The organism is Kineococcus lubricus, from assembly GCF_050871965.1.
Lineage (GTDB): Bacteria > Actinomycetota > Actinomycetes > Actinomycetales > Kineococcaceae > Kineococcus.
This window is the reverse complement of the sequence record NZ_JBJLSK010000009.1, coordinates 37,420-63,311: the sequence shown is the minus strand read 5'-3', so window position 1 is coordinate 63,311 and position 25,892 is coordinate 37,420. Positions and strand designations below refer to the sequence as shown.

General features: G+C 78.1%; 8 protein-coding genes. 6 read left to right on the top strand and 2 right to left on the bottom strand.

The features are described 5' to 3' along the window. The first annotated feature begins 38 nt into the window (after window positions 1-38). The 6 genes from ACRYRX_RS08690 (at window position 39) to ACRYRX_RS08665 (ending at window position 22,326) form a co-directional block, all read left to right on the top strand. Complete coding sequence (locus ACRYRX_RS08690; protein WP_432511451.1) at window positions 39-10,796, top strand: amino acid adenylation domain-containing protein; 10,758 nt, start codon at window positions 39-41, stop codon at window positions 10,794-10,796. Next, window positions 10,793-17,944 carry an amino acid adenylation domain-containing protein gene (locus ACRYRX_RS08685; RefSeq protein WP_432511450.1) on the top strand — a complete coding sequence of 2,384 codons (7,152 nt, stop codon included), beginning with the start codon at window positions 10,793-10,795 and terminating at the stop codon, window positions 17,942-17,944. The genes ACRYRX_RS08690 and ACRYRX_RS08685 overlap by 4 nt, the downstream gene beginning before the upstream one ends. Continuing rightward, a complete protein-coding gene (locus ACRYRX_RS08680; RefSeq protein WP_432511449.1) occupies window positions 17,941-19,551 on the top strand; it encodes an ATP-binding cassette domain-containing protein in 1,611 nt (536 codons plus the stop codon). Before ACRYRX_RS08685 ends, ACRYRX_RS08680 begins: the two co-directional genes overlap by 4 nt. Then, window positions 19,548-21,266: an ABC transporter ATP-binding protein gene (locus ACRYRX_RS08675; protein WP_432511448.1), complete on the top strand. Its 1,719-nt coding sequence runs from the start codon at window positions 19,548-19,550 to the stop codon at window positions 21,264-21,266. Before ACRYRX_RS08680 ends, ACRYRX_RS08675 begins: the two co-directional genes overlap by 4 nt. After that, a complete protein-coding gene (locus tag ACRYRX_RS08670; protein ID WP_432511447.1) occupies window positions 21,263-21,985 on the top strand; it encodes a 4'-phosphopantetheinyl transferase family protein in 723 nt (240 codons plus the stop codon). The genes ACRYRX_RS08675 and ACRYRX_RS08670 overlap by 4 nt, the downstream gene beginning before the upstream one ends. A gap of 68 nt (window positions 21,986-22,053) precedes the next feature. Next, window positions 22,054-22,326 (top strand): GlsB/YeaQ/YmgE family stress response membrane protein, encoded by a 273-nt coding sequence (locus ACRYRX_RS08665; protein ID WP_432511446.1) that lies wholly within the window; start codon window positions 22,054-22,056, stop codon window positions 22,324-22,326. Between the two features lie 26 nt (window positions 22,327-22,352). On the opposite strand, the gene ACRYRX_RS08660 is transcribed toward ACRYRX_RS08665, so the two are convergent. Both ACRYRX_RS08660 and ACRYRX_RS08655 read right to left on the bottom strand, forming a co-directional pair. Further along, entirely contained in the window at window positions 22,353-23,942 is a 1,590-nt protein-coding gene (locus tag ACRYRX_RS08660) for a histidine kinase N-terminal 7TM domain-containing diguanylate cyclase (protein ID WP_432511445.1), read from the bottom strand. Further along, window positions 23,939-25,726 carry a putative bifunctional diguanylate cyclase/phosphodiesterase gene (locus ACRYRX_RS08655; RefSeq protein ID WP_432511443.1) on the bottom strand — a complete coding sequence of 596 codons (1,788 nt, stop codon included), beginning with the start codon at window positions 25,724-25,726 and terminating at the stop codon, window positions 23,939-23,941. The genes ACRYRX_RS08660 and ACRYRX_RS08655 overlap by 4 nt, the downstream gene beginning before the upstream one ends. Between the last annotated feature and the right edge of the window lie 166 nt (window positions 25,727-25,892).

Here is a 25,892-nt window from a genome sequence, read left to right as displayed (position 1 = left end):
TGGAACCCCCGACCCCTCCTGCTGAACGGAACGGCCGAATGACCCTCCCCGCCCCCCACCCCGCCGCACCCGCACCCGCCCCCGGGCGGTGGGCCCTCAGCGGCGCCCAGCGCGGCATCGCCGACGCCCAGGCCCTCGACCCGGGCTCGGACGTGTTCGTCGTCGCCGACCGGGTCGACGTCACCGGCCCGGTCTCGGCCGAGCTGCTGGCCGAGGCGGTCCGGGCCACGCTGGCCGAGGCGGGGACCCTGGGGTTCGCGGTGGAGCGGGACGCCGCCACCGGGGAACCGTTCGCCGTGCCGCGCCCGCTGCGGGCCGACGTCCGGTGCGTCGACGTCCAGGGGGAACCGGACCCGGCCGCGGCGGCCGAGGACCTCGTGCGGGCCGAGCTGGACCGGGCCGGTGACCCCGGCGCCCCCAACGTCGGGCACCTGCTGGTCCGCACCGGGCTCGAGAGCCTGGTGTGGGTGCAGCGGTACCACCACGTCGCGGTCGACGGGTACGCCGTCTCCCTCATCGCCCAGCGCGTCGCCGAGCGGTACCGGACGCTGTGCGGGGCCGGGCCGCTGGGGGAGGGTTTCGGCTCGTTCGCCGAGCTCCTCGCCCACGAGGCGGCCGAACGCGCCGCGGCCGACCCCGGCCCGGTCCGCGCGCTGCTGGCGGACCTGCCGCCGCAGGTCCCGACCGTCTCGGGGCGCCGCGTCCCGGCGGTGCGGCGGGCCCACGGGCTCGACGTGGAGGTCGGGCCCGCGCTGGCCGCGGCCACCGACCGGCTGACCGCTCTGGACCGGCGGCTCACCTGGGCCGACGTCCACACCGCGGCGTGGGCCGTGTTCGTCACCCGCGCGACCGGGTCGCGGACCGCGGTCCTCGGGGTTCCGTTCGCGGCCCGCACGTCCCGGCTCGCGGCCACCACCCCCTCGACGTCGGTGAACGTCCTGCCGCTGCCCGTGCGGGTCGACCCGGCCGACACGTTCCTCGACGTGGCCCGGCGGGTCGCGACCGCCCTCGGCGTCCTGCGCCGGTCGCAGGCCGTGCGCGGGGAGGACCTCGCCGCCGACCTCGACCGCCCGGACCTGCTGCGCGGGCCGGGCGTGAACCTCAAGCCGTACACCCCCGTCCTCGACCTCGCCGGGGCGCGCGGCGTCCTGCGGACCGTCGCCGCCGGCCCCGTCGACGACGTGGACCTGTCCGTCGCCCCCGCCGCCGGGGGCCGGGTGACGCTGCGGCTGGACGCGAACCCGGACACCACCACCCCGGCCGAGCTGGCGAGGATCGCGGCCCGCCACACCGGTCTGCTCACCCGGCTCCTGGAGACCCCCGAGGTCCCCACCGGCCGGGTCCCCGCGCTGCCTGCCGGGCAGGACGGCGCCGACGGCAGCGAGCCGGGCCTCGACCTCGACCTCGTCGACGTGAGCGCCGCGCTCGCCCGGGCCGTGGCCGCCGCCCCGGGCGCCGTCGCCGTGCGCAGCGGGGCGGAGTCGGTGACGTTCGCCGTCCTGCACGCCCGGGTGCGCGACCTGGCCCGGCACCTGGTCGCCGCCGGCGCGGGACCCGACCGCGTCGTGGCCGTCGCGCTGCCGCGCGGCGTCGACCTCGTCGTCACCCTGCTCGCCGTCCTGGGGGCCGGGGCGGCGCTGACGCCGGTGGACCTCGGCTACCCCGACGAACGGGTCGACCACCTGCTGACCGACTCCGCGCCCGTCGTCGTCGTCACGACCGCCGGGACCCGCGCCGCGGCGCACCCGCGGGCGCTGCTGCTCGAGGACCTGGGCCTCGCCCCCGCCGTGGACCTGCCCATGGACCCGCACCCGGGGACCCTCGCCTACGTCGTCTACACCTCCGGCTCCACCGGGCGCCCCAAGGGCGTCGGGGTCAGCCGCGGTTCGTTGGCGTTCTTCCTGGCCCACCACGCCGCGACGCTGTTCACGCCCACGGCGCAGCGCGCCGGCCGCCGCCTGCGGGCCGCGCACACCGCCTCGTTCTCCTTCGACTCCTCCTGGGAACAGCTGCTGTGGCTGCTGCTGGGCCACGAGCTCGTCGTCCTCGACGAGGACGACCGCCGGGACGCCCGCGCCGTCGTCGAGGCCGTCGACGCGCTGCGCCTGGACACCCTCGACGTCACCCCGTCGTTCGCGACGGCGCTGCTGGACGCCGGGCTCCTGGACACCGCGCACCGGCCCGAGCTGTTCCTCATCGGCGGCGAGGCCGCCGGTGCGGACCTGTGGCGGCGGCTGGCGGGCTCTCCGATGACCTGCCACAACTTCTACGGGCCCACCGAGGCCACCGTCGACGCCCTCGGCGCCGCGGTCGAGGGACCGGACCCCAGCATCGGCCGGGCGCTGGCCGGCACCGACGCGCTCGTCCTGGACGCCGCGCTGCAACCGGTTCCGGCCGGGGTCGTGGGGGAGCTGTTCCTCGCCGGTCCGCACCTGGCCCGCGGGTACCTGGGCCGGCCCGGGCTCACCGCGTCCCGCTTCGTGGCCGACCCCCGCGGCGGCGGCGGGCGGCTGTACCGCACCGGTGACCTCGTGCGCGTCGAGGACGACGGCCGGCTCACCTCGCTGGGCCGCAGCGACGACCAGGTCAAGGTCCGCGGCCACCGCGTCGAGCTCGGCGAGGTCGCCGCCGCCCTCACCGCCCTGCCCGCGGTCGCGCGGGCCGTCGCCGCCGTGCGCGGGCAGGGGACGGCGCAGCGCCTGCTGGCCTGGGTCGTCCCCGCCACCGGGGAGCAGCCGGACGCCGCGACGCTGCTGGCCGCGCTGCGCGAGGCGCTGCCCGACCACCTCGTCCCGCACGCCCTCGGCGTCGTGGAGGAGTTCCCGCTCACCGCCCACGGCAAGCTCGACGTGCCTGCGCTGGCCGACCCCGGCCCGGCCGCGGTGCACGGGGCCACGCCGCGCACCGCGGCCGAACGCCTCGTCGCCGACGCCGTCGGTGCGGTCCTCGGGCTGGCGCCGGTGCCCGTGGACGTCGACGTCGTGTCCCTGGGCGCGGACAGCATCTCCGCCATCGCGGTCGTCGCGGCCCTGCGCCGCGCCGGCTGGGTGGTGCGCCCGCGCGACCTGTTCACCGCCCGCACCGTGCGGGGGGTCGCGGCCCTGCTGCGCCCGCTCGCCGCGGACGGCGCCCACCGCGCCGCCGCGCCGCACGGCCCGGTGCCCGCCCCGCCCGTCGTGCGGTCCCTGCAGCGCCTGGCCCCCGACCTGCACGCCGTCCGCGGGTACGCGCACAGCGTCGTCCTGGACCGGCCGGGCGTGGGCGCCGACCGGTTCCGCGCCGCGCTGGACGCGCTCGTGCGCCGCCACCCCGTGCTGGGGCTGCGCGTGGCCCCGGCGCCCGACGGGGCGTGGGGCCTCACGATCCCCGAGCGCCCCGCCGCGGTGCCGCTGCTGGAGGGCCACGACGTGGAGGTCCTGCGCCGGGCCGCCGTGGACCGGCTGGACCCGGCCGCCGGGACCGTCCTCGTCGCCGCCCGCACCGACGGCGAACTGCTCCTGGCCGCCCACCACCTCGTCGTCGACGGCGTCTCCTGGCGGACCCTGGCCGCCGAGCTCGGCGCCCTCCTGGACGGCGCGGCGCTGCCCGTCGGGGCCGAGTCGTCCTGGCGCACCCGGGCCCTGGCCCTGGCCGCGCTCACCCCGAGCGCGGACGAGGAGCGCCACTGGCGCGACCTCGCCGCCACGACCTGCGCCGTGTTCGGTGAACCCGCTGCCCCGCAGTCGGTCTCGCGGTCACGGCGGGTCGTCCGCCGGGCCGGCGCCGACGTGGCCGCCGCCGTCCTGGACCGGCTGCCCGCCGCGCTCGACGCCCGCCCCGACACCGTCCTGGCCGGTGCCCTCACCGACGCGCTGCGGTCCTGGCGGGACGTGGCCGACGGCCGGTTCCTGCTGCGCTGGGAGACCCACGGCCGCGACCCGCTGCACGAGGGCGAGGACGTCGAGGGCGTCGGCTGGTTCACCACCGAGTTCCCCGTCGCGGTCGACCTGCCCGTCGGCGCGGTGGACCCGGCCGACCGGCTCGCCGAGACCGTCCGGGCCGCGCGGCAGGCCCGCGCGGAAGCCCCCCGCGAGGGGTACGGCGCGGAACCGGCCGGGGACGGCGCCCGACCCGCCGTGCTGCTGAACTACCTCGGCCGCTTCGAGGCCGGCGACGGGCTGCGCGGGGACCACCCGTTCCAGGTGCACCTGCCCGCGGACCTGCGGCTGGAGCACCGGATCGAGGTCGCCGTGTTCGTCACCCCCGACGGGACCGGCCTGGACGTCGAGTGGACCCTCGCCCCCGACCTGGACGGGGAGGCCGACGCGCTGCTCGCGGCGTGGGACGCGGCGCTGGCCCGGCTCGTCGACCTCGCCGCCGACCCCACCCCGCGCGGGACCCTCGTGCCCGCCGACTGCGCCCGGCCCGGGCTGAGCGCGGCGCAGCTGCGCGCCGCCGAGGACCGGTACGGGCCGCTGCGCGACGTCGCCCCGCTGACCCCGCTGCAGGAGGGACTGCTGTTCCACGCCCTGCGCGACGGCGCCGACGACGTCTACTCCACGACCACGACCGTCGAGCTGACCGCGACCCGGGGCCGGTTCGACCCCGCCGGACTCGTGACCGCCCTGGAACGGGTCGTCGCCGACCACCCGCAGCTCGGGGCCGCGTTCGTGGCCGACCTCAGCACCGGGCCCGTGCAGCTCGTGCCGCGCACCCCGCGCGCCGAGGTCCACGTCCACCCCGCCGGGACCGACCCGGCGGACCTGGCCCGGCGTGAACTGTCCCGGCGCCTCGACGTGGCCCGCCCGCCGCTGCTGCGCGCGCACGTCGTGCCGACGGGGGAGCGGACCGGGACGCTCGTCCTGGCCGCGCACCACCTGCTGCTCGACGGCTGGTCCACCCCGCTGCTCCTGCAGCGGCTGCTGTCGACCACCACCGGCGCGTTCGCCGCCGACGGCTGGGCCCCGGCCCGGCGCGCGGTGCTCGCCCAGGCCGCCGCCGCGCACGGGACCGCCGCCGACGCCGCCCGCGAGGCCTGGACGCGGCACCTGGCCGGGGTCGCGGCCCCCACCCTCCTGGGCGCCCCCGCGGGCGGGCCCGCCCGCCCGCGGACCGTCGCGGTGCCGCTGGGCCGCGACCACGCCGACCGGCTGGCCGCCACCGCGCGCGCCGCCGGGCTCACTCTGGCGACTCTCGTCACCGGGGCGTGGGCGCACGTCGTGGCCCGCGCGCTGGGCCGCACCGACATCGTCGTCGGGCTCACGACCTCCGGCCGCGGCGCGGCCGTGGAGGGGATCGAGCAGGCCCTTGGGTTGTTCTCCACGACCGTCCCGGTGCGGGTCCGCCAGGACCCCGCCCGCGCGGTCGGGGAGCAGCTGCGGTCCCTGCAGGAGGACCGCGCCCGCCTGCAGGAGCACGAGTTCTGGCCGCTGGCCGACATCGAGGCCACCGCGGGGCTGGGCGGTTTGCCCGGCAACCTGTTCGACACCCTCGTCGTCGTCGAGAACTACCCCGACGCCGCCGCTGACGGCGACCAGCGGTGGGCGGTCACCGGCCTGGGCGCCGCGGGGTCGACGCACTACGCGGTCGGCGTCACGGCCCTGCCCGGCGACGGCGTCCGCCTGGAACTCGACCACGACGCGGCGCGGGTCCCCGCCGACCGGGCCGACGCCCTCGCCGCCGAGTTCGGTGCCGTCCTGGCCCGCCTCGCCGACGGCCTCGACGTCCGCCCCCCGCAGCTGCCCGGCACGCCCGCGGTCGGGGCGGACGGCACCGAACTGCACGGCCCCCGCCCCGAAGCCACCCCCGACGCCCCGCTGACCCACCTGCTGCGGGCCGCGCGGGAGCACCCCGACGCCGTCGCGGTCCGGTTCCGCGACCGCCGGGTGGGCACCGCGGAGTTCTGCCGGCTCGCCGGGGGTTTCCAGCGGGCGCTGGAGGACGCCGGCGCGGGACCGGAACGGGTCGTGGCGATCGCCGCACCGCGCGGGGTGGAGTTCGTCGCCGCGATCACCGGCTGCCTGGCGGCCGGGGCGGCGTACCTGCCGATCGACCCCGACGCCCCGGCCGAACGGGTGCGGACGCTGCTGGCCGACGCCGGCGCGTCCGTCGTCGTCGCCGGTCCCGGACCGCTCGCGCGGCCGGCCGCCGACACCGGGTGCCCCGTCCTGGACCCCGCGACGGTGGAACCCGGGGAAGCCCTGCGGCCGCGCCCGGTGCCGCCGTCGGCGGCGGCCTACGTCATCTACACCTCGGGTTCCACGGGCCGGCCCAAGGGGGTCGTCCTGACCCGCGGCGCGCTCGCCACCCACTTCGAGGGGCTGCGCACCGGGCGGCACGCCGAACTGGTGGACCGGTTGCGGCGCACCGAAGGCCGTGACCGCGTGGTGGCCGTGCACAGCGCCGCGTTCTCCTTCGACACCTCCCTGATCCAGCTGCACTGGCTGTTCGCCGGGCACGAGCTCGTCGTCCTCGACGAGGAGGAGCGCCGCGACCCGGCGCTGTTCACCCGCCGGGCGCGGGGGGCCGACGTTGTGGACGTCGCCCCGGTGCTGGCCGAGCAGCTCCTCGGCGAGGGGTTGTTCGACGGCGACCGGCCGCTGCCGGAGGTGTTCCTCGGCGGGGAGGCCGTCGCACCCGCGCTGTGGGACGCGCTGCGCGAGCGCGCGGAGCGGACCCGGACGCTGAACCTGTACGGCCCCACCGAGGCGACGGTCGACGCGCTCGGCGCGTTCGTCACCGACGCCGACCACCCGGTCGTGGGGGTCCCCGTCGCGGGCACCACCGCGACGGTGCTCGACCCGTGGCTGCGACCGGTGCCGCAGGGGGTCCCCGGGGAACTGCACCTGTCCGGTGGGCAGCTGGCCCGCGGGTACCTGGGCCGGCCCGGCCTGACCGCGGCGAGCTTCGTCGCCGGACCGGGCGGCACCCGCCGCTACCGCACCGGGGACCGGGTGCGGGTGGACGCGGCCGGCCGCGTCGAGTACCTGGGCCGCCTGGACGACCAGCTGAAGATCTCCGGGTACCGCATCGAACCCGGTGAGGTGGAGGCCGCGTTGCGCGCGGTCGCGGGCGTCGCGCAGGCCGCCGCGTTCGCCGACGTCGCCGGACCCGTCGCGAACCGGTTGTCCGCCGCGGTCACCGGCCCGGGGCTGGACGGGCGCGCGGTCCGCGAGGCCGTCGCCGCCGTCCTGCCGCAGCACCTCGTGCCGTCCCGGGTGCTCGTGCTGCCGGAACTGCCGGTCACCACCAGCGGGAAGGTGGACCGCCGCGCGCTGCGGGAACTGGCCGGCGCGCAGGAACCGGACGAGCGGGAACCCCGGGTCCCCGCCACCGAGGCCGAGGAGGCCCTCGTGCGGGCCGTCGCCACGGTGCTGGGCCGGGAACGGGTGTCGGCCGACGAGGACTTCTTCACCCTCGGCGGGCACTCCCTGTCGGCGCTGCGGGTGCTCGGCGCGCTGCGCGGGGAGGGCTGGTCGCTGGCCGTCCGGGACGTCTTCGCCGAACGCGTCCTGCACCGGGTCGCGGCACGGATGACGCGCTCGCCGGGTGGTCCGCTGGACGTCGCGCCGCGGCCGGCGGTGCCGCAGGACGGGCCGGTGCCCGTGTCGGCCGCGCAGCGGCGGCTGCTGTTCCTGGCCGAGCTCGAAGGGGCCGGCGCGGCGTACACCGTGCCGGTGTCGCTGGACCTGACCCCGGCGCCCGACGACGCCGGGGCCGCCGCCCTGGGACGGGCCTGGGAACGGGTGGTCGCCCACCACCCGGTGCTGCGCACCGTCTACCGGCGCGACACCGGCGAGGACACCGGCGGAGGGGCGGCCGGGTTCGGGGCGTGGGTGCTGGCCGCTCCGCCGTCCTCGTTCGCGGTGCTCGACGTCCCCGACGCGGCCGCGGTGGAATCCGCGGTGCGCGCGGAGGAGTCGCGGGCGTTCGACGTGTTCGCCGCCCCGCCGGTGCGCTGCACCCTGGTCCGCGGCCCGGGCCGGGCCGTGCTGGTCCTCGCCGCGCACCACGTCGCCGTCGACGAGACGTCGTTCGCGGTGCTGCTGGAGGACCTGACGGCGCTGCTCGCGGGCGGTGCCCCGGCCCCGGCGACCCCGTTCGCGGTGGCCGCCGCGCACGAGCCCGCCGGGAACCCCGCCGACCCCGGCGCGGTGGAGCGCTGGCGCGCCCGCCTCGCCGGGATCCCCGCCGAGCTGGACCTGTCGGCCGACCGGAACCGCCCGGCGACCCCGACGTACCGCGCGCACACCGTGACGCGGCCCGTGGCGCCGGACCTGGCGCGGCGGCTGGAACGGTTCGCCGCCGAGCGGGGCGCCACCCCGCTGATGGTCCTGCAGGGGCTCGTCGCGACGCTGTGGCAGGCCCTGGGCGCCGGGGACGACGTGGTGCTGGGGACCCCGGTCTCCACCCGCACCGACGACGACCTGGCCCGCACCGTCGGGTACCTCGTGAACACCCTGCCGGTGCGCGTCGACCTCGGCGGCCGGCCCGACCTGCCCGCCGTCGTGGACCGCGTGCGCCGCAGCGTCCTGGACGCCCTCGACGACGCCGCCGTGCCGTTCGAGACGATCGTCGAAGCCGTCGCCCCGCCGCGCTCGCTGTCCCGGCACCCGCTGTTCCAGACGATGGTCACCGTCGAGGAACCCGTGGCGGCGAACCTGCGGATCGCCGGCACCGAGGTCGCCGAACGAGCGGGCCTGATCGACTCCGCCCGGTTCGACCTCGCCGTGCGCTACCGCAGCGGGGAGTCGCTGACCCTCGTCGCGGCGGCCGACCTGTTCGACGCCGGCACCGCCGGTCTGCTCGCGCAGCGGCTGCTGGACTGGGCCGACCGGCTCCTGGACGCGCCGGGGCTCCCCGTCCGGGCCCACGACGCCCGCACGGCCGCCGAGCGGGACCGCCCCGCCGTCACCACGGGCGTCCTGGCCGCCGCCCGGCCCCTGACGGCCGGGTTCGCCGACCGGGTGGTCGCCGCTCCCGGCGACCTCGCCCTCGTCGCGGGGGACGTCCGCCTCGGCTACGCCGACCTGGCCGCCCGCGCGGCGGCGGTGGCGCACGCGCTGCGGGAGCGGGGGATCGGCGCCGAGGACCGGGTCGCCGTCGCCACCGGGCGCGGCGCCGCCCTGCCCGCCGCGCTGCTGGGCGTCCTGGCCGCCGGGGCCGCCTACGTCCCGCTGGACGTGGAGTACCCCGACGCGCGGCTGCGGATGATGCTCGACGACGCCGACCCGGCGCTCGTCCTGGTCGACGCCGGAACCCGCGGGGCCGGTCGCGGCCGCCCCGAGCTCGTCGTCGACGAGCTCCCCGCCGCCCCCGGCGACCCGGTGGAGGCGTTGCGGGGCAGTCACTCCGGGGACAGCGCGGCGTACGTCATCTACACCTCCGGGTCCACCGGGCGCCCCAAGGGCGTCGTCGTCCCGCGGGCCGCGCTCGACGCCTTCGTCGCCCACGAGCGCGCCGTCCTGGGTCTGGACCGCACCGACCGGCTGGTGTCCGTCACGACCGTGTCGTTCGACATCGCCGCCCTGGAGCTGTACGTCCCGCTCCTCAGCGGCGCCGCCGTCGTGCTCGCCGACCGCGACGAGGTGCGCGACCCCGACCGGCTGGCCGCGCTGGCCGCCCGCGAGGGCTGCACGGTCCTGCAGGCGACGCCGTCGCTGTGGCGGCCCCTGGTGGAGGCCCACCCGCGGGGCTGGGCGGGGGTGCGGGCCCTCGTGGGCGGGGAGGCGCTGCCGGGCGACCTGGCCGCGCAGCTGGTCGCGTCCTGCCGGGCCGTGCGCAACGTCTACGGCCCCACCGAGGTGACCGTGTGGGCCACCTCCACCGCCGTCACCGACGCCGAGGTGGCGCGGGCCGGGACCGGGGCGGTGCCCGTCGGGGTGCCGTTCACCGGCGTCGGCGCGCACGTCCTGGACGCCGGGCTGCGGGAGGTCCCCGACGGGGTCGCGGGGGAGCTGCACCTGTCCGGGGTGCAGGTCGCCCGCGGGTACCGGGGACGTCCGGACCTGACCGCGACCCGCTTCACCGCCGACCCGTTCGGCCCGCCGGGGTCGCGGCTGTACCGGACCGGCGACCTCGTGCGCCGCGACCCCGACGGGACCCTGCGGTTCCTGCGCCGCGCCGACGACCAGGTGAAGGTCGACGGGCACCGCGTCGAGCTCGGGGAGGTCGAGGCGGCGCTGCGCGCGGTCCCGGGGGTCCACCGGGCCGCCGCCGTCGTGCGGCCCGGCCCGGCCGGCCGCGACCGGCTGCTGGGGTACGTCAGCGCCCTCGACGAGGGCACCGACCAGGGCGCCGGTGAACGGGCCCTGGACGGCGCGGCGGTCCGGGAGGCGCTGGCGGCGGCGCTGCCCGCAGCCTACGTGCCGAAGGTCGTGACCGTCCTGCCGGTGATCCCGCTGACCCTCAACGGCAAGGTCGACCGGAACGCGCTGCCCGAACCCGCCGCGGCCGAGGCCGTCGCGGGCCGGGAACCGGCCACCGCCGCCGAGCGCGCCGTCGTCGAGGCCGTCGTGCAGGTCCTGGGCCTGCCCGGCGCGAGCGTCGACGACGCGTTCTTCGAACTCGGCGGGGACAGCATCTCCTCGATCCGGTTCGTCGCGCTCGTCCGCGCCCGGGGTCTCGTCCTGACCCCCGGGCAGGTGTTCACCCACGAACGGCTGGCCGACCTGGCCGCCGCCGCGGTGCCCGTCCCCGGGACCGATTCCGGGGCGCTTCCGGCCCGGCCCGCGCGCCGGACCCGCACCCGCATCAGCAGCCGTGACCTCGGCAGCATCGAACGACTGCTCACCAGCGCCCCGGAGGAGAACCGGTGACCACCACCACCCAGAACACCGTCGCGGACGTCTGGCCGCTGACCCCGCTGCAGCGGGGGCTGCTGTTCCACGCGACGTGGGAGCGCGAGACGGGCGCCGCACCCACCTACCTGCTGCAGTTCGCGGTGGAGGTGACGGGGGAGTTCACCGACGCGGCGGTCCGGGCGGCGGCCGCGCAGGTCCTCGCCGACCACGACAACCTGCGCGTCGGGTTCTTCGCCGAAGGGGACTCCGAACCCGTGCAGTTCGTGGTCGACGACCTCGCCCCCGACGTGGAGGTCGTGCGCACCACCCCCGATGCCGTGCGGGACGTGGCGCAGGCCGAGTGGGACCGGGGTTTCGACCCGCGGCGGCCGCCGCTGCTGCGGGTCCGCTGGCTGCGCACCGGGCCCGCGCGGCAGGTCCTGCTGGTCACCGTGCACCACCTCGTGCTCGACGGCTGGTCCGGTCCGCTGCTGCTGGGCGAACTCCTCGACCGGGCCGCGGGGGCCGACGTCGAGCCGTCGCCGGCGCACTACCTGGACTACCTCGACGCGGTGGTCCCCGAGGACGACCCCGACCACGGGCCGGCCGCGACCCGGGCCGTCGTCGCGACCCTGGACGGGCTCGCGGGCCCGACGCTGGTCCGGCCGGGGAACCCCGGTGAAACCCCCGGCCAAACCCCCGGCGAACCCCTCGTGGGAACTCCCGCGGGAACCCCCGGGGCCGCCGAGCGGTTCGTCCTGACCAGCGACCGCGGCGCGGAACTGCGCCGCCGGGCCCGCGACCTCGGCACCACCCCGGCGGCGTTCGTGTCCGCGGCGTGGGGGGTCGTGCTGGGCCGGCTGACCGACTCCACCGACGTCGTGTTCGGCCTCACCGTCTCGGGCCGCTCCCTGGACGTGCCCGGCGTCGAACGGCTCGTCGGCCTGCTCGGCACCACGCTGCCGTTCCGCGTCCGGGCCCGCCCGGGAACCCCCTTCGCCGACGTCGCGCGCGGCGCGCACCGCCACCACGCGGTCCTGGCCGACGCCGGGGCCGCCGACCTGGGCGCGGTCCAGCAGCAGCTCGGGCACGGCCCGCTGTTCGACACCCTGCTCGTCGTGGAGAACTACCCCGGGGACGTGTCGGGCTGGCGCCACGGCGACGCGCACGTCACCGGGACGTGGGCGCGCGACGCGGTCCACTACCCGCTGGCCCTGCTCACCGAACTCGGCGAGGACCGGGTGCGGTTCGAGATCACCGCCCGCGGCGTGGACGGCGCGGCGGTCGAGTCGTTGCTGCGCAACGTGTTCGACGCCGTGCTGGACGACCCGTCGGTGCTCGTCGCGCGCCTGGCGACCGCCCCGGCACCCGGCCCCGCCGCCCCCGCCGCCGTCCTGGACGGCGGCCCGGCGGCCCGGCTCGACCTGCTCGCCGCCCTCGACGCGGTCCGCGCGGACCGGGCGGGGCAGATCGCCGTCGTCGACGGCGGCACCCGCCTGACCACGGCTGCGCTGCACGACCTCGCCGACGGGCTGCGGGCCTGCCTGCGCGGGACGGGGACGGTGGGGGTGCTGGCCCCGCGCTCGGCCACGCTCGTCGCCGGGGTCCTGGCCGCCCTGCGCAGCGGCCGCCCGTTCCTGGCCCTCGACCCCGACGTGCCGCCCGCCCGGCTGGCCGGGCTGGTCGCCGACGGCGGCGTCGACGAGCTCGTGGTGCACCCCACCACGCGGGGCCTGGCGCACGCCCTGGGGTTCACCGGCGCCGCGGACGCCGGCGTGCTGGGCCGCGAGGCCGGTCCCGGAGCCGGTCCCGGCGGGGCGTACGTCGTGTTCACCTCCGGCACCACCGGCCGACCCAAGGGCTGCGTGAACACCCTGCGCGGTCTGGAGACCCGGCTGGCCTGGATGCGCGACCGGTACGGCGTCACGGCCGACGACGTCGTCCTGCACAAGACGCCGGTGGGTTTCGACGTGTCCGTGTGGGAACTCGTGCTGCCGCTGGTCACCGGCGCGCGGCTGGTGCTGGCCCCGCCGGGGGCGCACGGCGACCCCGAGACCCTCGACGCGCTCATCGCCGCCGAGCGGGTCACGACGCTGCACTTCGTGCCCTCGATGCTCGCCGCGTACCTGGACCTCGTCCCGGCCCCGCGCTGGGAGTCGGTGCGGCACGTCCTGTGCAGCGGGGAGCAGTTGCCGACCGCGCTGGCCCGCGCCGCGGCCCGGGCCGCGGGGGCGCCGGTGCACAACCTGTACGGCCCGGCCGAGGCCGCCGTCGACGTCACCGCCGGGGACGACGCCCACGAGGCCGCCGGGGTGTCCGCACCGATCGGGTCCGCGGTGCCGGGGACGGGCCTGCGGGTGCTCGACGCGGCGCTGCGGCCCGTCGGCGTGGGCGGGGTCGGGGAACTGCACCTGGCCGGTGAGCAGCTCGCACTGGGGTACGCCGGCCGGGCCGCGCTGACCGCCGAACGCTTCGTCGCCGACCCCTGGGGGGCGGGGACCCGGCTGTACCGCACCGGCGACCTCGTGGAGGTCACCGGGCGCGGGCTGATCCACCGGGGCCGGCGCGACGACCAGGTGAAGGTCCGCGGGGTGCGGGTGGAACCGGGGGAGACCCGCGCCGCGCTGGAGGGCCTGGACGGCGTGCAGCGGGCCGCGGTGCTCGTCGACCCCGACGGTCCCCGGCTCGTCGCCCTCGTGCGCACCGCCGGACCGCAGCCGGACGCGCCGGTGGACGTGACGGCGCAGTTCGCCGCCGACCTCGCGCGGCTGCTGCCGGCGGCGCAGCGACCGGCCCGGGTGGTGGCGGTCGGGGAGGTCCCGGTCACGGGCAACGGCAAGCTCGACGGCCGCCGGGCGCTGGACCTCGTGCGCTCGGCCCCGCAGGCCGGGGGGAACCCCGCAGAACCCGCGGGACCCGGAGAACCTGCGGAACCCGCCGACCCGGGGGTGCGCCGGCTGGCCGAGATCGCCCGCGCCGTCCTGGGCGCCGACGTCGCTCCCGGGACCGACCTGTTCGCCGCCGGCCTCGACAGCATCACCGCGATCCGGCTGGTGGCGCTGGCCCGCCGCTCCGGGCTGGACGTGGGCCTGACCGCCGTGTTCGCGCAGCGGACCGTCGCCGCGATCGCGGCCGCCGCGGGGGTGACCCCGGGGGGAACGTCCGGGGAGGTTGTCCCGCACGGGGTCACCGCGACCGGGGTCGAGCTCGACGACGCCGCCCGCGCCGTCCTGGACCGCCTCGCCCCGCACCGCGAGGCCGTCTGGGAACTCGGCCCGCTGCAGGAGGGGCTGTACGTCCACACCCTGCTCGCCGGGCCGGACGCCCTCGACGTGTACGTCGTGCAGCACCGGCTGACGATCCGCACCGAGGTCGACGTCGACGCCCTGCGCCGGGCCGGGGACGCGCTGCTGCGCCGCCACCCCAGCCTGCGCGCGGGTTTCGCCTCCGCGGGGCTGCCGCGTCCGCTGTCGTTCCTCACCCCGGCCGTCCCGATGCCCTTCGAGGAGCTGGACCTGTCGGCGCTGGACCCCGCCGCGCAGGACGCGGCGCTGGAACGGCTCACCGAACGCCAGGTCGAGGACGGTTTCGACCTCGCCGACCCGCCGCTGATCCGCCTCGTCGCGGCCCGGCTGGGCGCGGCGCACTGGCGGGTGAGCCTGGTGCACCACCACCTGCTCACCGACGGCTGGTCGCAGACGATCCTGCTGGAGGACCTGTTCGCGCTGTACGACCGCGCGCTGCAGAACCCCGGGCCCGTCTCCGACGCCGGCCTGCCGCCCACCGCCGACTACGCCGACTACCTGGCGTGGGTGGCGCGGCAGGACACCGCGGCCGGGATCGAGGTGTGGCGCGGCGCCCTCGCCGGGCTGCGCGGCCCGACGCTCGTCGAACCCCGCGCGGCCGGCACCGACCCCGTGCTGTCCGACGCGGTGACGCACCTGCTCGACGCGGACCTGACGAGCGCCCTGGGCGACCTGGCGCGCGAGACGGCGGTGACGCTGTCGACGGTCCTGTCGTACGCGTGGGCGCACGTCCTGCGCGGGATCTGCGGCACCGACGACGTCGTGTTCGGCACCACCGTCTCCGGCCGCCCCGCCGAGCTCGACGGCGTCGACCGCATGGTCGGCCTGCTCATGAACACCGTTCCGGTCCGCGTGCGGATCCGGCCCGGCGACGGCGTGGCGGAGCAGTTGCGCGCCCACCTGCGCGACCAGGCGCGCACGATGCCGGCCCACCACGTCGGGCTGGGACCGGTGCAGGAGGCCGCCGGGCACGGCGTCCTGTTCGACACCCTCTACGTGTTCCGGAACCTGCCGGTCGACGAGGAGGAGCAGTCGGCGACGTTCGCGCGGCACCGCATCAGCGAGGCCGAGGCGTACGACGGGACGCACTACACCCTGGCGATGACGGTGAACCCCGGGCGCCGGCTGGAACTGGCGCTGGCGTTTCGGCCCGACCTGCTCGACGCCGCCCGCGCCGGGCGGTACCTGGAGCGCTACCTCGCCACCCTGGCCGAACTGGTCCGGGCCGGGGCCGCCGGGGAACCGGTGGCGCGGCTGCGCACGGGCCTGGCGGCCGAGCAGGGCCTGGTGGACCGGGTGAACGCCGAGGCGACCGTCGTGGCCGCCGACCGGCGCCACGACGCGGGCGGGACCCGCACGGTGGCCGACCTGCTCGCCGACGTGGCCCGCCGCCACCCCGACCGCACGGCCCTGGTGGGCCGGGACGTGACCGGCGCCGACGTGCGCTGGACGTTCGCGCAGGTCGCCCGCCGCGTCGACGAGCTGGCCGGTCTCGTGGCCGCCCGCACGCGCGGGCCGGAGTCCGTCGTGGCGCTGGCGCTGCCGCGCACCGTGGAGCACGTCGTCGCGATCTTCGCGGTGCTGCGCGCCGGCCGCGCCTACCTGCCCCTGGACCTCGCGCTCCCGCCGGCCCGGCGGCAGGCGCTGGCCGGGCGCGCCGGCGCCGAGCTCGTCCTGGTCGCCCCCGGGACCGACCCGGTGCCGGGCGTTCCCGCGCTCGACGTGACGCACCCGGGCGAAGGGCCCCACCCCGCCCCGGCCGTCCGCCCGGACCAGCTGGCGTACACCCTCTTCACCTCCGGTTCCACGGGCGAGCCCAAGGCCGTCGCGGTCCCGCACCGCGGGCTGGTGACGATGTACGACAACCACCTGGAGGCGATCTTCCGGCCCGCGATCGAGGTCGCGGGCCGGTCCCCGCTGCGGGTCGCGCACACCGTCTCGTTCTCCTTCGACATGTCGTGGGAGGAGTTCTTCTGGCTCCTGGACGGCCACGAGGTCCACGTCGTCGACGAGGAGCAGCGGCTCGACGTCCCGGCGCTGGTCGCCCACTACCACCGCGTCGGGATCGACGTCGTGAACGTCACCCCGTCCTACGGCCGGGAACTGGTGCGCGCCGGGCTGCTGGAGGACCACCCGCCGTCGCTGGTGCTGCTCGGCGGCGAGGCCGTCCCGGAAGGTCTGTGGCGGACGCTGCGCTCGCGCGACGACCTCGTCGCGTACGACCTGTACGGCCCGACGGAGTTCACCATCAACGCCCTCGGCGTCGACCTGCGCGCCCACGACGCCCCGTGCCTGGGCCGGCCCATCCTCGGTGCCCGCGCGCACGTCCTGGACTCCGCCCTGCGCGAGGTCCCGCCCGGGGGGACGGGGGAACTGCACCTGGCCGGGGACGGGCTGGCCCGCGGGTACCTGGGCCGGGCGGCGCTGACCGCCGAGCGCTTCGTGGCGAACCCGTTCGGCGGCGCCGGGGAACGCCTCTACCGCACCGGTGACCTCGTGCACCGCCGCCACGACGGCGGCCTGGAGTACCGCGGCCGCAGCGACGACCAGGTGAAGGTCCGCGGGTACCGCATCGAGCTCGCCGAGGTCGAGGCCGCCGCCGAGACCCACCCGGGCGTCGCGCAGGCCGCGGCGTCGGTGCAGCGCGGCGCCTCGGGTTCGGACGTGCTGTGCCTGCACGTCGTGCCCCACCCCGACGGGGCCGCCGACGGGGGGTTCCCCGACGCGCTGCGCGAGCACCTGCGGGCCGTCCTGCCCGCGTATGCGGTGCCCACGCACCTGGCGACGGTGCCCGTCGTGCCGCTCACCGCGAACGGCAAGACCGACCGGGCCGCGCTGCCCGCCCCGGCCGGCCCGGCCGGCGGGGAACCCCCGCGCGGGCGGGTCGAACGGGTCGTCGCCGCCGCGTTCGCCGCCGTCCTCGGCGTCGAACCCGCTGCGGTGCACCGCGACGCGGGGTTCTTCGACCTGGGGGGCCATTCCCTGCTGGCGATGCGCGTCGTCGCGCGGCTGGGGACCGAACTGGGCCTGCCCGTCGCCGTCGGCACCGTCATGACGAACCCGACCGTGCGGGCGCTCGCGGCGGCCCTGGCCGCACCGGCCCGCGACGCGGGCCTGGCCCGCGTCCTGGTCCTGCGCGAACCGGCGCGGGAGGCGCCGCTGTTCTGCGTCCACCCCGCCGGGGGTTTCGCCTGGCAGTTCGCCCCGCTCCTGCGGTGGCTGCCGCCGCGGGTCGGGGTCGTCGGCGTGCAGGCCCCCACCCTGTCCGGCGGGACCAGCCCGGCCGCGACCGTCGACGACCTCGCGGCCGAGTACCTCGACCTCGTCCGCGCCCTGCGCCCGCACGGCCCGTACCGCCTCGCCGGGTACTCCTTCGGAGGGAACGTCGCGCACGCCATGGCCGACCGGCTGCGCCGGGCCGGCGAGGACGTGGAGCTCCTCGTGCTGCTGGACCCGCTGCCGCTGCGGGCCGGGGCACCTCAGGTGACCGACGCCGACCGCCGCGCCCTCCGCTCCGACCAGTCCGAGTTCCTCGCCGCCCTCGCCGGGGACGACGACCTCGACCCCGACCTGGCCGAGGCGGTCCGTGCCTCCCGCGGTGTCCTCGGGCTGGACGACCGCGGGACCCTGGAGGCCATCGTCGCCAGCCACGCCTGGGCCTCGCGGCTCATGGCGGCCTCCACCTCGCCGGTCACCGACGTCCCCACGCTGCTGGCCGTCGCCGGCCGGGAGGACCCCGACCCCGGCAGCTGGGACGGTCTGCTCGGCCCGGACGTCGAACGGGTCGAGCTCGACGCCGACCACGCCGGGATCGTCGCCCCCGCCGCCTGGGAACTGCTCGGTCCCCGCCTGGCGGCCCGGTTCGGGGGGAGCGCGTGACCGGGCCGGGGGACGTCCTGCACGGGGCCGTCCGGCAGGTGCGCGGCCCGCTGGCCGCCGCCACCGCCGGCGCCGTGGTGCGCCAGGCCGGGTTCCTCGCCGCGCCCTACCTGCTGAGCTTCGCCGTCGACGACGGGGTCGCCGCCGGCGACGTGGGCGCCACCGCGCTGTGGTGCGCTGCGGTGGCCCTGGCCGCCGCGGTCCAGTTCGCCGGGGTCTGCACGTGGGACTGGTACGCCAACCTCGCCGACGCCCGCGCCGGGGCGTGGCTGCGCACCCGCGTCCGCGAGGGCGCGCTCGCGGGCCGGACCACGCTGGGGACCGGGGACCTCGTGGTCCGCGCCGGCCGCGACGTCGGGCTGGTCCGCACCTGGGTGCACGGCCTGCCGACGTGGGCGGTCATCGCCGTCACCGTCGCCGTGCTCGTGCCCGGCCTGGCCGCGCTCGACCCGTGGCTGCTGCTGGTGGCCGCGGCGACCGCCCCGGCCCTGGCCGTGCTGTCCGTGGTGTACCCGCGGCGGTTCGAGGCGGCCTCCGCGCACGCCGCGCAGGCCCACGGCGCCCGCGCCGACGTCGTCGACCAGGTCGTGCGGGCCGCGGTGACGCTGCGCGGGGTGGGCGCCGAGGAGACCCTCGTGCGGCGGCACCGGGAGGTGTCGGCCGACCTGGCCCGCCGGACCGTGCGGGCCAGCGGGGTCCTGGCCCGCTGGACGTCGCTGGGGGAGGGCGTGCCCGCGGTCGCGGCCGCGGCCGGTGTCCTCGTCGGCGCGGCCGCCGTCCTGGACGGCCGGCTGAGCGTCGGCGGGCTCGTGACGTTCACCGGGTGGATGGCGACCGTCGGGGTGGCCGTGCAGGTGGGGCTGACCCGCTGGACGCACGCCGTGGACGCGCGGGTCGGGGCGGTCCGGCTGCTCCCCCTGCTGACCGCGGCGCCCGCACCGGGCCCCGCCGGGGCCCCCGCCGTGCGGGAGCTGCGGGCGCGCGACCTCGTCGTCGTGCCCGGCGCCGCCGCGCTCGACCTCGACCTGGAGCCGGGGCGGCTGGTCGCCGTCCACGGCGCGGTCGCCAGCGGCAAGTCGACCCTGCTGGCCGTGCTCGCCGGGCAGGCGGCCCCCGCCACCGGGGAACTGCTGGCCGACGGCGCGCCCGTCACCGGCCCGCTGCCGGGGGTGCAGCTCGTCGCGCAGCGACCGCTGGTGCTGTCCGGCACCGTCCGGGAGAACCTGGCCCTGGGCGCGGCCTCGGCCGACCCCGCCGCGGACGACGACCGGTACCGGCGGGCCCTGGCCGACGTCGGCCTGGACGCCGAGCTCGACGGCCGCGCCGGCGACGTCCTGGACCTGGACGTGGGGGAGGGCGGGGCGGAGCTGTCCGGCGGGCAGCGGCAGCGGCTCGCGCTGGCCCGCGCGCTGGTCGCCGACCCGGGCGTCCTGCTGCTCGACGACGTCACCTCGGCCGTCGACCCCCGCACGGCGCGGCGGCTCGTCGCGGCCGCGCGCCGCGCCGCCGCGGGCCGCGTCGTGGTCGCCGTCGGGCACGAGCCGCTGCTGCTGGCGGCCGCCGACCGGGTGGTGGCCCTGCGCGACCGGGCGGCGGTGACGGCGTGAGCGCGCCCACCCTCAGCCCGAACCCGTCGCGGGACGCGGTGCGCCGCACCGTGTCCCGCTTCGCCCGCCCGCACGCCGCGGCCCTGCTGGGGGCCGTCGCGCTGGGGGTCCTGGCGAGTCTGGCGACCGCGGTGTTCCCGGTCGTCGTCGGTCGCGTCACCGACGCCCTGCTGGCCGGGGACCGCGACGCCGTCCTGGCCCTGGGCCTGGTGGGCGTGGGGCTCGCGGTGGCCCAGACGGTGCTCGCGACGCTCAGCCGCGCCCGCCTCGCACGGGCCGGGGAGCACCTGGTGCGCGACGTGCGCGACGAGGTCGCCCACGGCCTGGCGACGACGCCGCTGCGGTTCCTCGACGCCCACCCCAGCGGGGAACTCCTGCAGCGGTCCACCGCGGAGGTCGCCGAGCTGTCGGGTTTCGTGCGGGAGTCGCTGACCGAGCTCCTCGTGCGGGCCAGCACCGTGGTCCTGTTCGTCGTGGTGCTCGCCGCCCAGTCGTGGGAACTGACCGCCGTCCTGCTGGTGGTGTTCGCCCCGCCGGCGTTGCTCGTCACGGCCCGGTTCCGGTCCCGCGCGGCGGACCGCTTCGGCGCCGAGGCGCAGGCCGAGGCCGACGTCGCGGCCGGGGTCGCCGAGACGATCCGGGTGCGGGCCCTGCTGCGGACCGCGCCTGCCGCCACCCGCGCGCGGACCGCGGCCCGGGACGCGCAGCGCGACGCGGCGGCCGTGACCGCGCAGATGCGCACCGCGGCGCTGTCCCGGTGGGTGAACGCGATGTCGCTGGTCGAGGGCCTGACCCTGGTGGTCCTCATCGTCGCGGGGGCGTGGCTGGCCGGGCTCGACCGGGTCTCGGTCGGGGTCGTCGTCACGTTCGTGCTCGCCAGCGTCACCCTGTTCTCCAGCACCTCCGACCTGGTGGCCCTGGTGGGTCCGGTCGAGGAGACGCTGACCGGGGTGGCCCGCGTCGGGGAACTGCTGGAGGCCACCGGGCGCCGAACCCCGATGCCGGCCCCGGCGCCGGTCCCGGTGCCCGCGCAGGCGGCGCGGGGGCCGGTCACCTGCCCCGCGGTGGAACTGACCGGGGTCACCTTCGGGTACGGGGACGAACCGGTGCTGACGGGGGTTGACCTGCGCCTGGAACGCGGTGCCCGCTGCGGCATCGCCGGCCCGTCGGGGGCGGGGAAGTCGACCCTGGCGGCGCTGCTGGCCGGGTTGCGGACCCCCGCGTCGGGGACCGTGCGCTGCGCCGGGTCCGACCCGGCCGCGCTCGGCCCCGCCGAGCGCGCGGCCCGCGTCGCGTTCGTCCCGCAGGAGGTCGTGCTCGGGTCCGGCACCCTGGCCGACGAACTGCGGCTGGTGCTGCCCGGCGCGGACGGGGCGACGCTGCGGGAGGCGTTCGCCCGCCTGGGGGTGGGGCGCTGGCTGGACGGCCTGCCCGAGGGGCTGGACACCCCGCTGGGGGAGGGGTCGACCCTGACCGCCGGGGAACGCCAGCTCGTGGGGCTGGCCCGGGTCGCGTTGCGCGACAGCGAGGTCCTGGTGCTGGACGAGGCGACCTCGGACGTCGACCCGGCGACGGCCGAACTCCTCGAACGGGCCATCGACTCCCTGACCGCCGGGCGGACCGTCGTCGTCGTCGCCCACCGCGAGGCGACGCTGGCGCGGCTCGGGGAGGTCCACGACCTCACCGGTGGGCGACTGGTGCGCAGGGCCCGGTGAACGTCGCGCGCCGCGTCCTGGAACTACCGGCCCCCGGCGGGACGGGACCGGTGGAGGTGACGGTCCTCACCGCCGGGGAACTCCTGGGCCCCGGCCCCCCGGCGTGGCTGCCGCTGGTGGCCGACGACCGGGAACGGATCGGGCGGCTGCGCCGCGTCGGGGACGTCCGGCGCTTCCTCACCGGCCGGGCCCTGGTCGCGCGGTACGCCCGCGAGGAACTCGGCGGCGCGGTGGACGGGGTGCGGTTCGTCCGCCGGACCACCGCGGCGGGGGAGGCGAAACCCCGGTTCGAGGGGTGGCCGGGGGAGACGGTCCCCGACGTCTCGATCTCGCACAGCGGCCGGCACGTCGTCGCCGCGTTCTGCCGCACGGCCGACGTCGGGGTCGACGTGGAGGAACTGACCGCCTTCGGCGGTCCGGACGACCCGGCCGCCGAGGTGTTCCTGACCCCCGCCGAACGCGACCGGGCCACCGGCCGGGACCAGGTGGCGGAGACCTTCACGGGGAAGGAGGCGGTCCTGAAGGCGGTGGGCTGGGGTTTCGCGGTGGACCCGCAGCGGCTGGAACTGGCCGGGTGCGCGGTGCGGCGCTTCGACGCCCCGCAGGCGCGGCCGGTGCACCTGGCCCGGCTCGCGGTGCCCGCGGGGCTGGCCGGGGCGGTGGCCGTCGCCGCCCGCGTCCCGGCGTTCCCGCGTGCGGGGTGGGCACCGCGGGTCTAACGTCTGCGGCGCGCCCCGGTTCCCCGGGGACCGCAGGCACCACCACCGCAGGAAGAGGGTTGATCACCATGCTCGGAACCATCGTCGGACTGCTCGTCATCGGCCTCGTCGCCGGTTTCATCGCGCGGGCCCTGGTGCCCGGCCGGCAGCACATGGGGATCGGGGCGACCATCCTGCTGGGTCTGGTCGGGTCCTTCATCGGGGGTTTCCTCGGGAAGCTGATCTTCGGGGCCGACTCCGGCTCGGGTTTCGTCCAGCCGTCGGGGTGGATCGGCTCGATCATCGGCGCGATCATCGCGCTGCTGATCTGGATCTCCGTCCGCCGCCGCAGCCACGCCTGACCGCGAGCGGACCGCTCGACGTCCCCTCAGGGCCGCCGGTTCGCGACCACGCGGTCGCGACCGGCGGCCTTGGCCGCGTAGAGGGCCTCGTCGGCCCGCGCGAGCAGGTCGTCCAGGGGCCGCGTCCCCTCGGTGAGCGCCGTCCCGATCGACACGGTCGGGCGGACCCGCGCCCCCGAGGGCAGTTCCACCGCCAGGGCCGCGCACGCGGCCCGCAACCGCTCCGCGCGCCCCGCCGCGTCCGGTGACCGCACCCCGGGCAGCACGAGGGCGAACTCCTCCCCGCCGGTGCGCGCGAGCAGGTCCCCCTCCCTCGTCCCGGCGGCCAGGGTCCGCGCGACGGCGACCAGCACCTCGTCCCCGGCGGCGTGGCCGTGGGTGTCGTTGACCGCCTTGAAGTGGTCGACGTCGACGACGAGCACGGCGACGGGGTCGACGGCCGAGGCCCGGCCCACGAGGTCCCGCGCGGCCGGGGTGAAGTGGCGCCGGTTGTGCAGCCCGGTCAGGGGGTCGCGCACCGCCTCCTCGGCCAGTCGCGCGCGCAGCCGCTCGACCTCGGCGACCTCCTCCTCCAGCCGCTCCCGGGCCCGCACCAGCGCGGTGATGTCGCGGCCGACGACGACGCGCCCCAGGGGCCGGCCGCGCCGGTCGGTCAGGGCGGTGACCCGCACGTCGAGGTGCAGGCCGGGTGTGTGCTCCACGACGTACTCGGCCCGCCCGCCCGGCAGGTCGCCCAGGGCGCGGGCGCTGAGGAACTCCGCCGCGCGCACCCCCACGGGGTCGGCGGGCAGGTCCGGCCGCCGGTCGCGCAGGTAGGCGCGCCCGGCGGGGTTCACGTCCACCACCACCCCACCGGCGTCGATGACGACGACGTGGTCGCCGATGGTCTCCAGGACGGCCTCACGGGCCACCGGCACGGTGCGCAGCAGGCCGCCGCGCAGCACCGCCCAGGCGTCGAGGACGGCCGTGGCGGTGAAGAACAACGGGGTGAGGTCCTGACCGCCCAGCCGGTCCTCGCCCACCAGCACGGCCACGTTCCCGACCAGCGGGAACGCGCCGGCCAGCAGCAGGACCCCCGCCTGGGAACGCAGCAGCGGCGAGCCCGCGAGCCACGCCCGGCCCAGCCGTAGCCCGGCGTCGGCCAGCAGCAGGTAGCACCAGGCCGTGTGGGCCCAGAACACCGGGCCGAAGTCGTCGGCGTACCAGGGTGCGGCGTCCAGCGGCGTGATGCTGCTGAACACCAGGTGGTGCAGCGGGTCGGTGGCGGTCAGCGCGAGGATCAGCGCGGGGACGGCGACCAGGTGCGCCACGTGCCGCCGGGAGGGCCGGCCGTGCGGGTCGGCCACGAAGCGGGCCAGCAGGTGCAGGCTGACGACCGCCCCCAGGACGCCCACCAGCGACCCGTACAGGAGCACGTCGTGCACCGCCCGGGGCAGCGGCAGGTTCTGCGGCGCGGCGAGCACCGACCACGCGCTGAGGCTGAGGCCCCCGCCGGCCAGGGCCCGGGCCGCGGGGGTCCGTCCCCGGTAGCGCCAGGCCAGGGCGGCGGTGGCGGCGTTGAGCAGCGCCGCGACCGCGAAGGCGGTCGTGAGGGCGGCACCCGCGGACGGGGTCACCGGGCCCGCGCGGGCAGCGCGGGCACCTCGGGGTGCCCGTCGGGGAGCGCGGCGGGCCGCCCGGCGCGGCGGACCAGTTCCTCGGCCGGCGCCGGGCGGGAGAACAGGTACCCCTGGGTGAGGGGGCAGCCCGCGCGCGCCAGCAGGTCGGCCTGCTCGGGGGTCTCCACGCCCTCGGCGATCACCGTCAGGCCCAGCGTCCCGGACAGCGAGAGCAGGGCCGTGAGCAGCGCGGCGCGGCGCTGGGAGGTCGCGATCTGGGCGGTGAAGCCGTGGTCGAGCTTGAGGTAGTCGGCGGGCAGGGTGTCCAGGCGGCTGAACGCGGAGTAGCCGGTGCCGAAGTCGTCGATGGCGACGGCCGCGCCCGCCGCGCGCAGCCGTTCCAGCGTGCGCAGGGCCGGGCCGGAGGACCCGTCGAGCAGGCTCTCGGTGACCTCCACGACGAGCTGGGCGACGGGCCAGCCGGCGGCGGCCACGAGGCCGAGGGCGCGGTCGGCGTAGTCGGGGCACACCAGTTCCCGGCCGGAGACGTTGACCGTCAGCAGCAGGTCGTCGCCGTGGACGGCGGTGAGGGCCCTGGCCCCGCGGCAGGCGTCGGCCAGGACGGCGGCGCCGAGCTCGGCGACCAGGCCGGTCGTCTCGGCCACGGCGACGAACTCGTCGGGCCGCACCGGGCCGCGGGTGGGATGCGTCCACCGGGCCAGGGCCTCCACGCCGACGACCCGGCCGGTGGCCGGTTCCACGATCGGCTGGAACCAGGCCCGCACGTCCCCGGCGGCGAGGGCGTCGGCGAGGTCGCGGGCCAGGTCGGCGCTGTCGCGGTCGTCGAGGCGGCAGCGGCCGCGGCCGGCGGTCTTGGCCGCGTACAGGGCGGTGTCGGCGCGGCGCAGCAGGTCGGCGCCGGTCTCGCCGGGCAGGTGGCCGGCGACGCCGGCGGAGAAGCCCGCGAGGGTCAGGGACTCCCGCAGCCCGCTGAGGAGGTCGAGGGCCTGCCCGCCGGTGGTGCCGGGCAGCAGGACGGCGAACTCGTCGCCGCCGTAGCGGGCCAGGACGGCGGCGGCGGGCAGGCCGCGGGTGAGCTCGTGGGCCAGCGACTGCAGGAGCCGGTCGCCGCCGGCGTGGCCCTGGGCGTCGTTGACGGTCTTGAAGTGGTCGACGTCGAGCAGGACCGCGGCCAGCGGGGTGCCCGTCCTCGCCCGCAGGAGGGCCGCGTCCAGGGCGGCGTCGAAACCGCGGCGGTTGCGCAGGCCGGTGAGGCTGTCGTGGTGGGCGTCGGAGGCGACCCGCACGAGGACCCCGACGACGGCGGTGACGACCACGAGCACGGTGGCCAGCGCGAACGCGACGCCGACGGTGACCCCGGGCCGGTCGTGCAGGGCCCAGGCCGCGCCGAGGAAGATCGCGGTCAGGTGGGCGGTGGCGGGGGCCCAGCGGAAGAAGAACATGACGTCGATGGCGACGAACGCGTACACGGTCGAGATGGCCAGGGCGGTCGCGGTCGTGGGGCACAGCGGGACCGACAGGGTGATGAGGAGCGTCCCGCCGCCGACGACGCCGTGGAAGGCGTCGCGGGGCAGGTGCTGGCCGCGGGTCAGGAGCCCGACGCCGCCCAGCAGGGCGACGGTGGCGAGGGCGAGCAGGACGTGGCGCGGGCCGGGGGAGGGGAACGTGGCGCTGAGGATCACCGCGAGCGAGGCCGCCCCGCCGGCGGTGTAGAAGGCTCCCGCGGTCAGCGCCATGATGCGGGGGGTGGCGATGACGGAGGGGGAGGGCGTTCGGACCACGCTGGTTCCGTCGGAGTCCCGGCGGGTCTTCTAGAGGCCGGCCACCCGCTCGGAGCAACCGCCGGCCGCTCCGCCGTCGTACTCCCCGCCGCCAGGGGATTGTCAAGACATATGCACGTGGCTCTATCCTCTCGGAGGCAAGGTCGCCCCTTGCCGGCAGTGCAGT

Bases quoted from the DNA above. Each gene is read 5' to 3' on its own strand.
- ACRYRX_RS08690 (WP_432511451.1), top strand. From the start codon at position 39: ATGACCCTCCCCGCCCCCCACCCCGCCGCACCCGCACCCGCCCCCGGG.
- ACRYRX_RS08665 (WP_432511446.1), top strand. From the start codon at position 22,054: ATGCTCGGAACCATCGTCGGACTGCTCGTCATCGGCCTCGTCGCCGGT.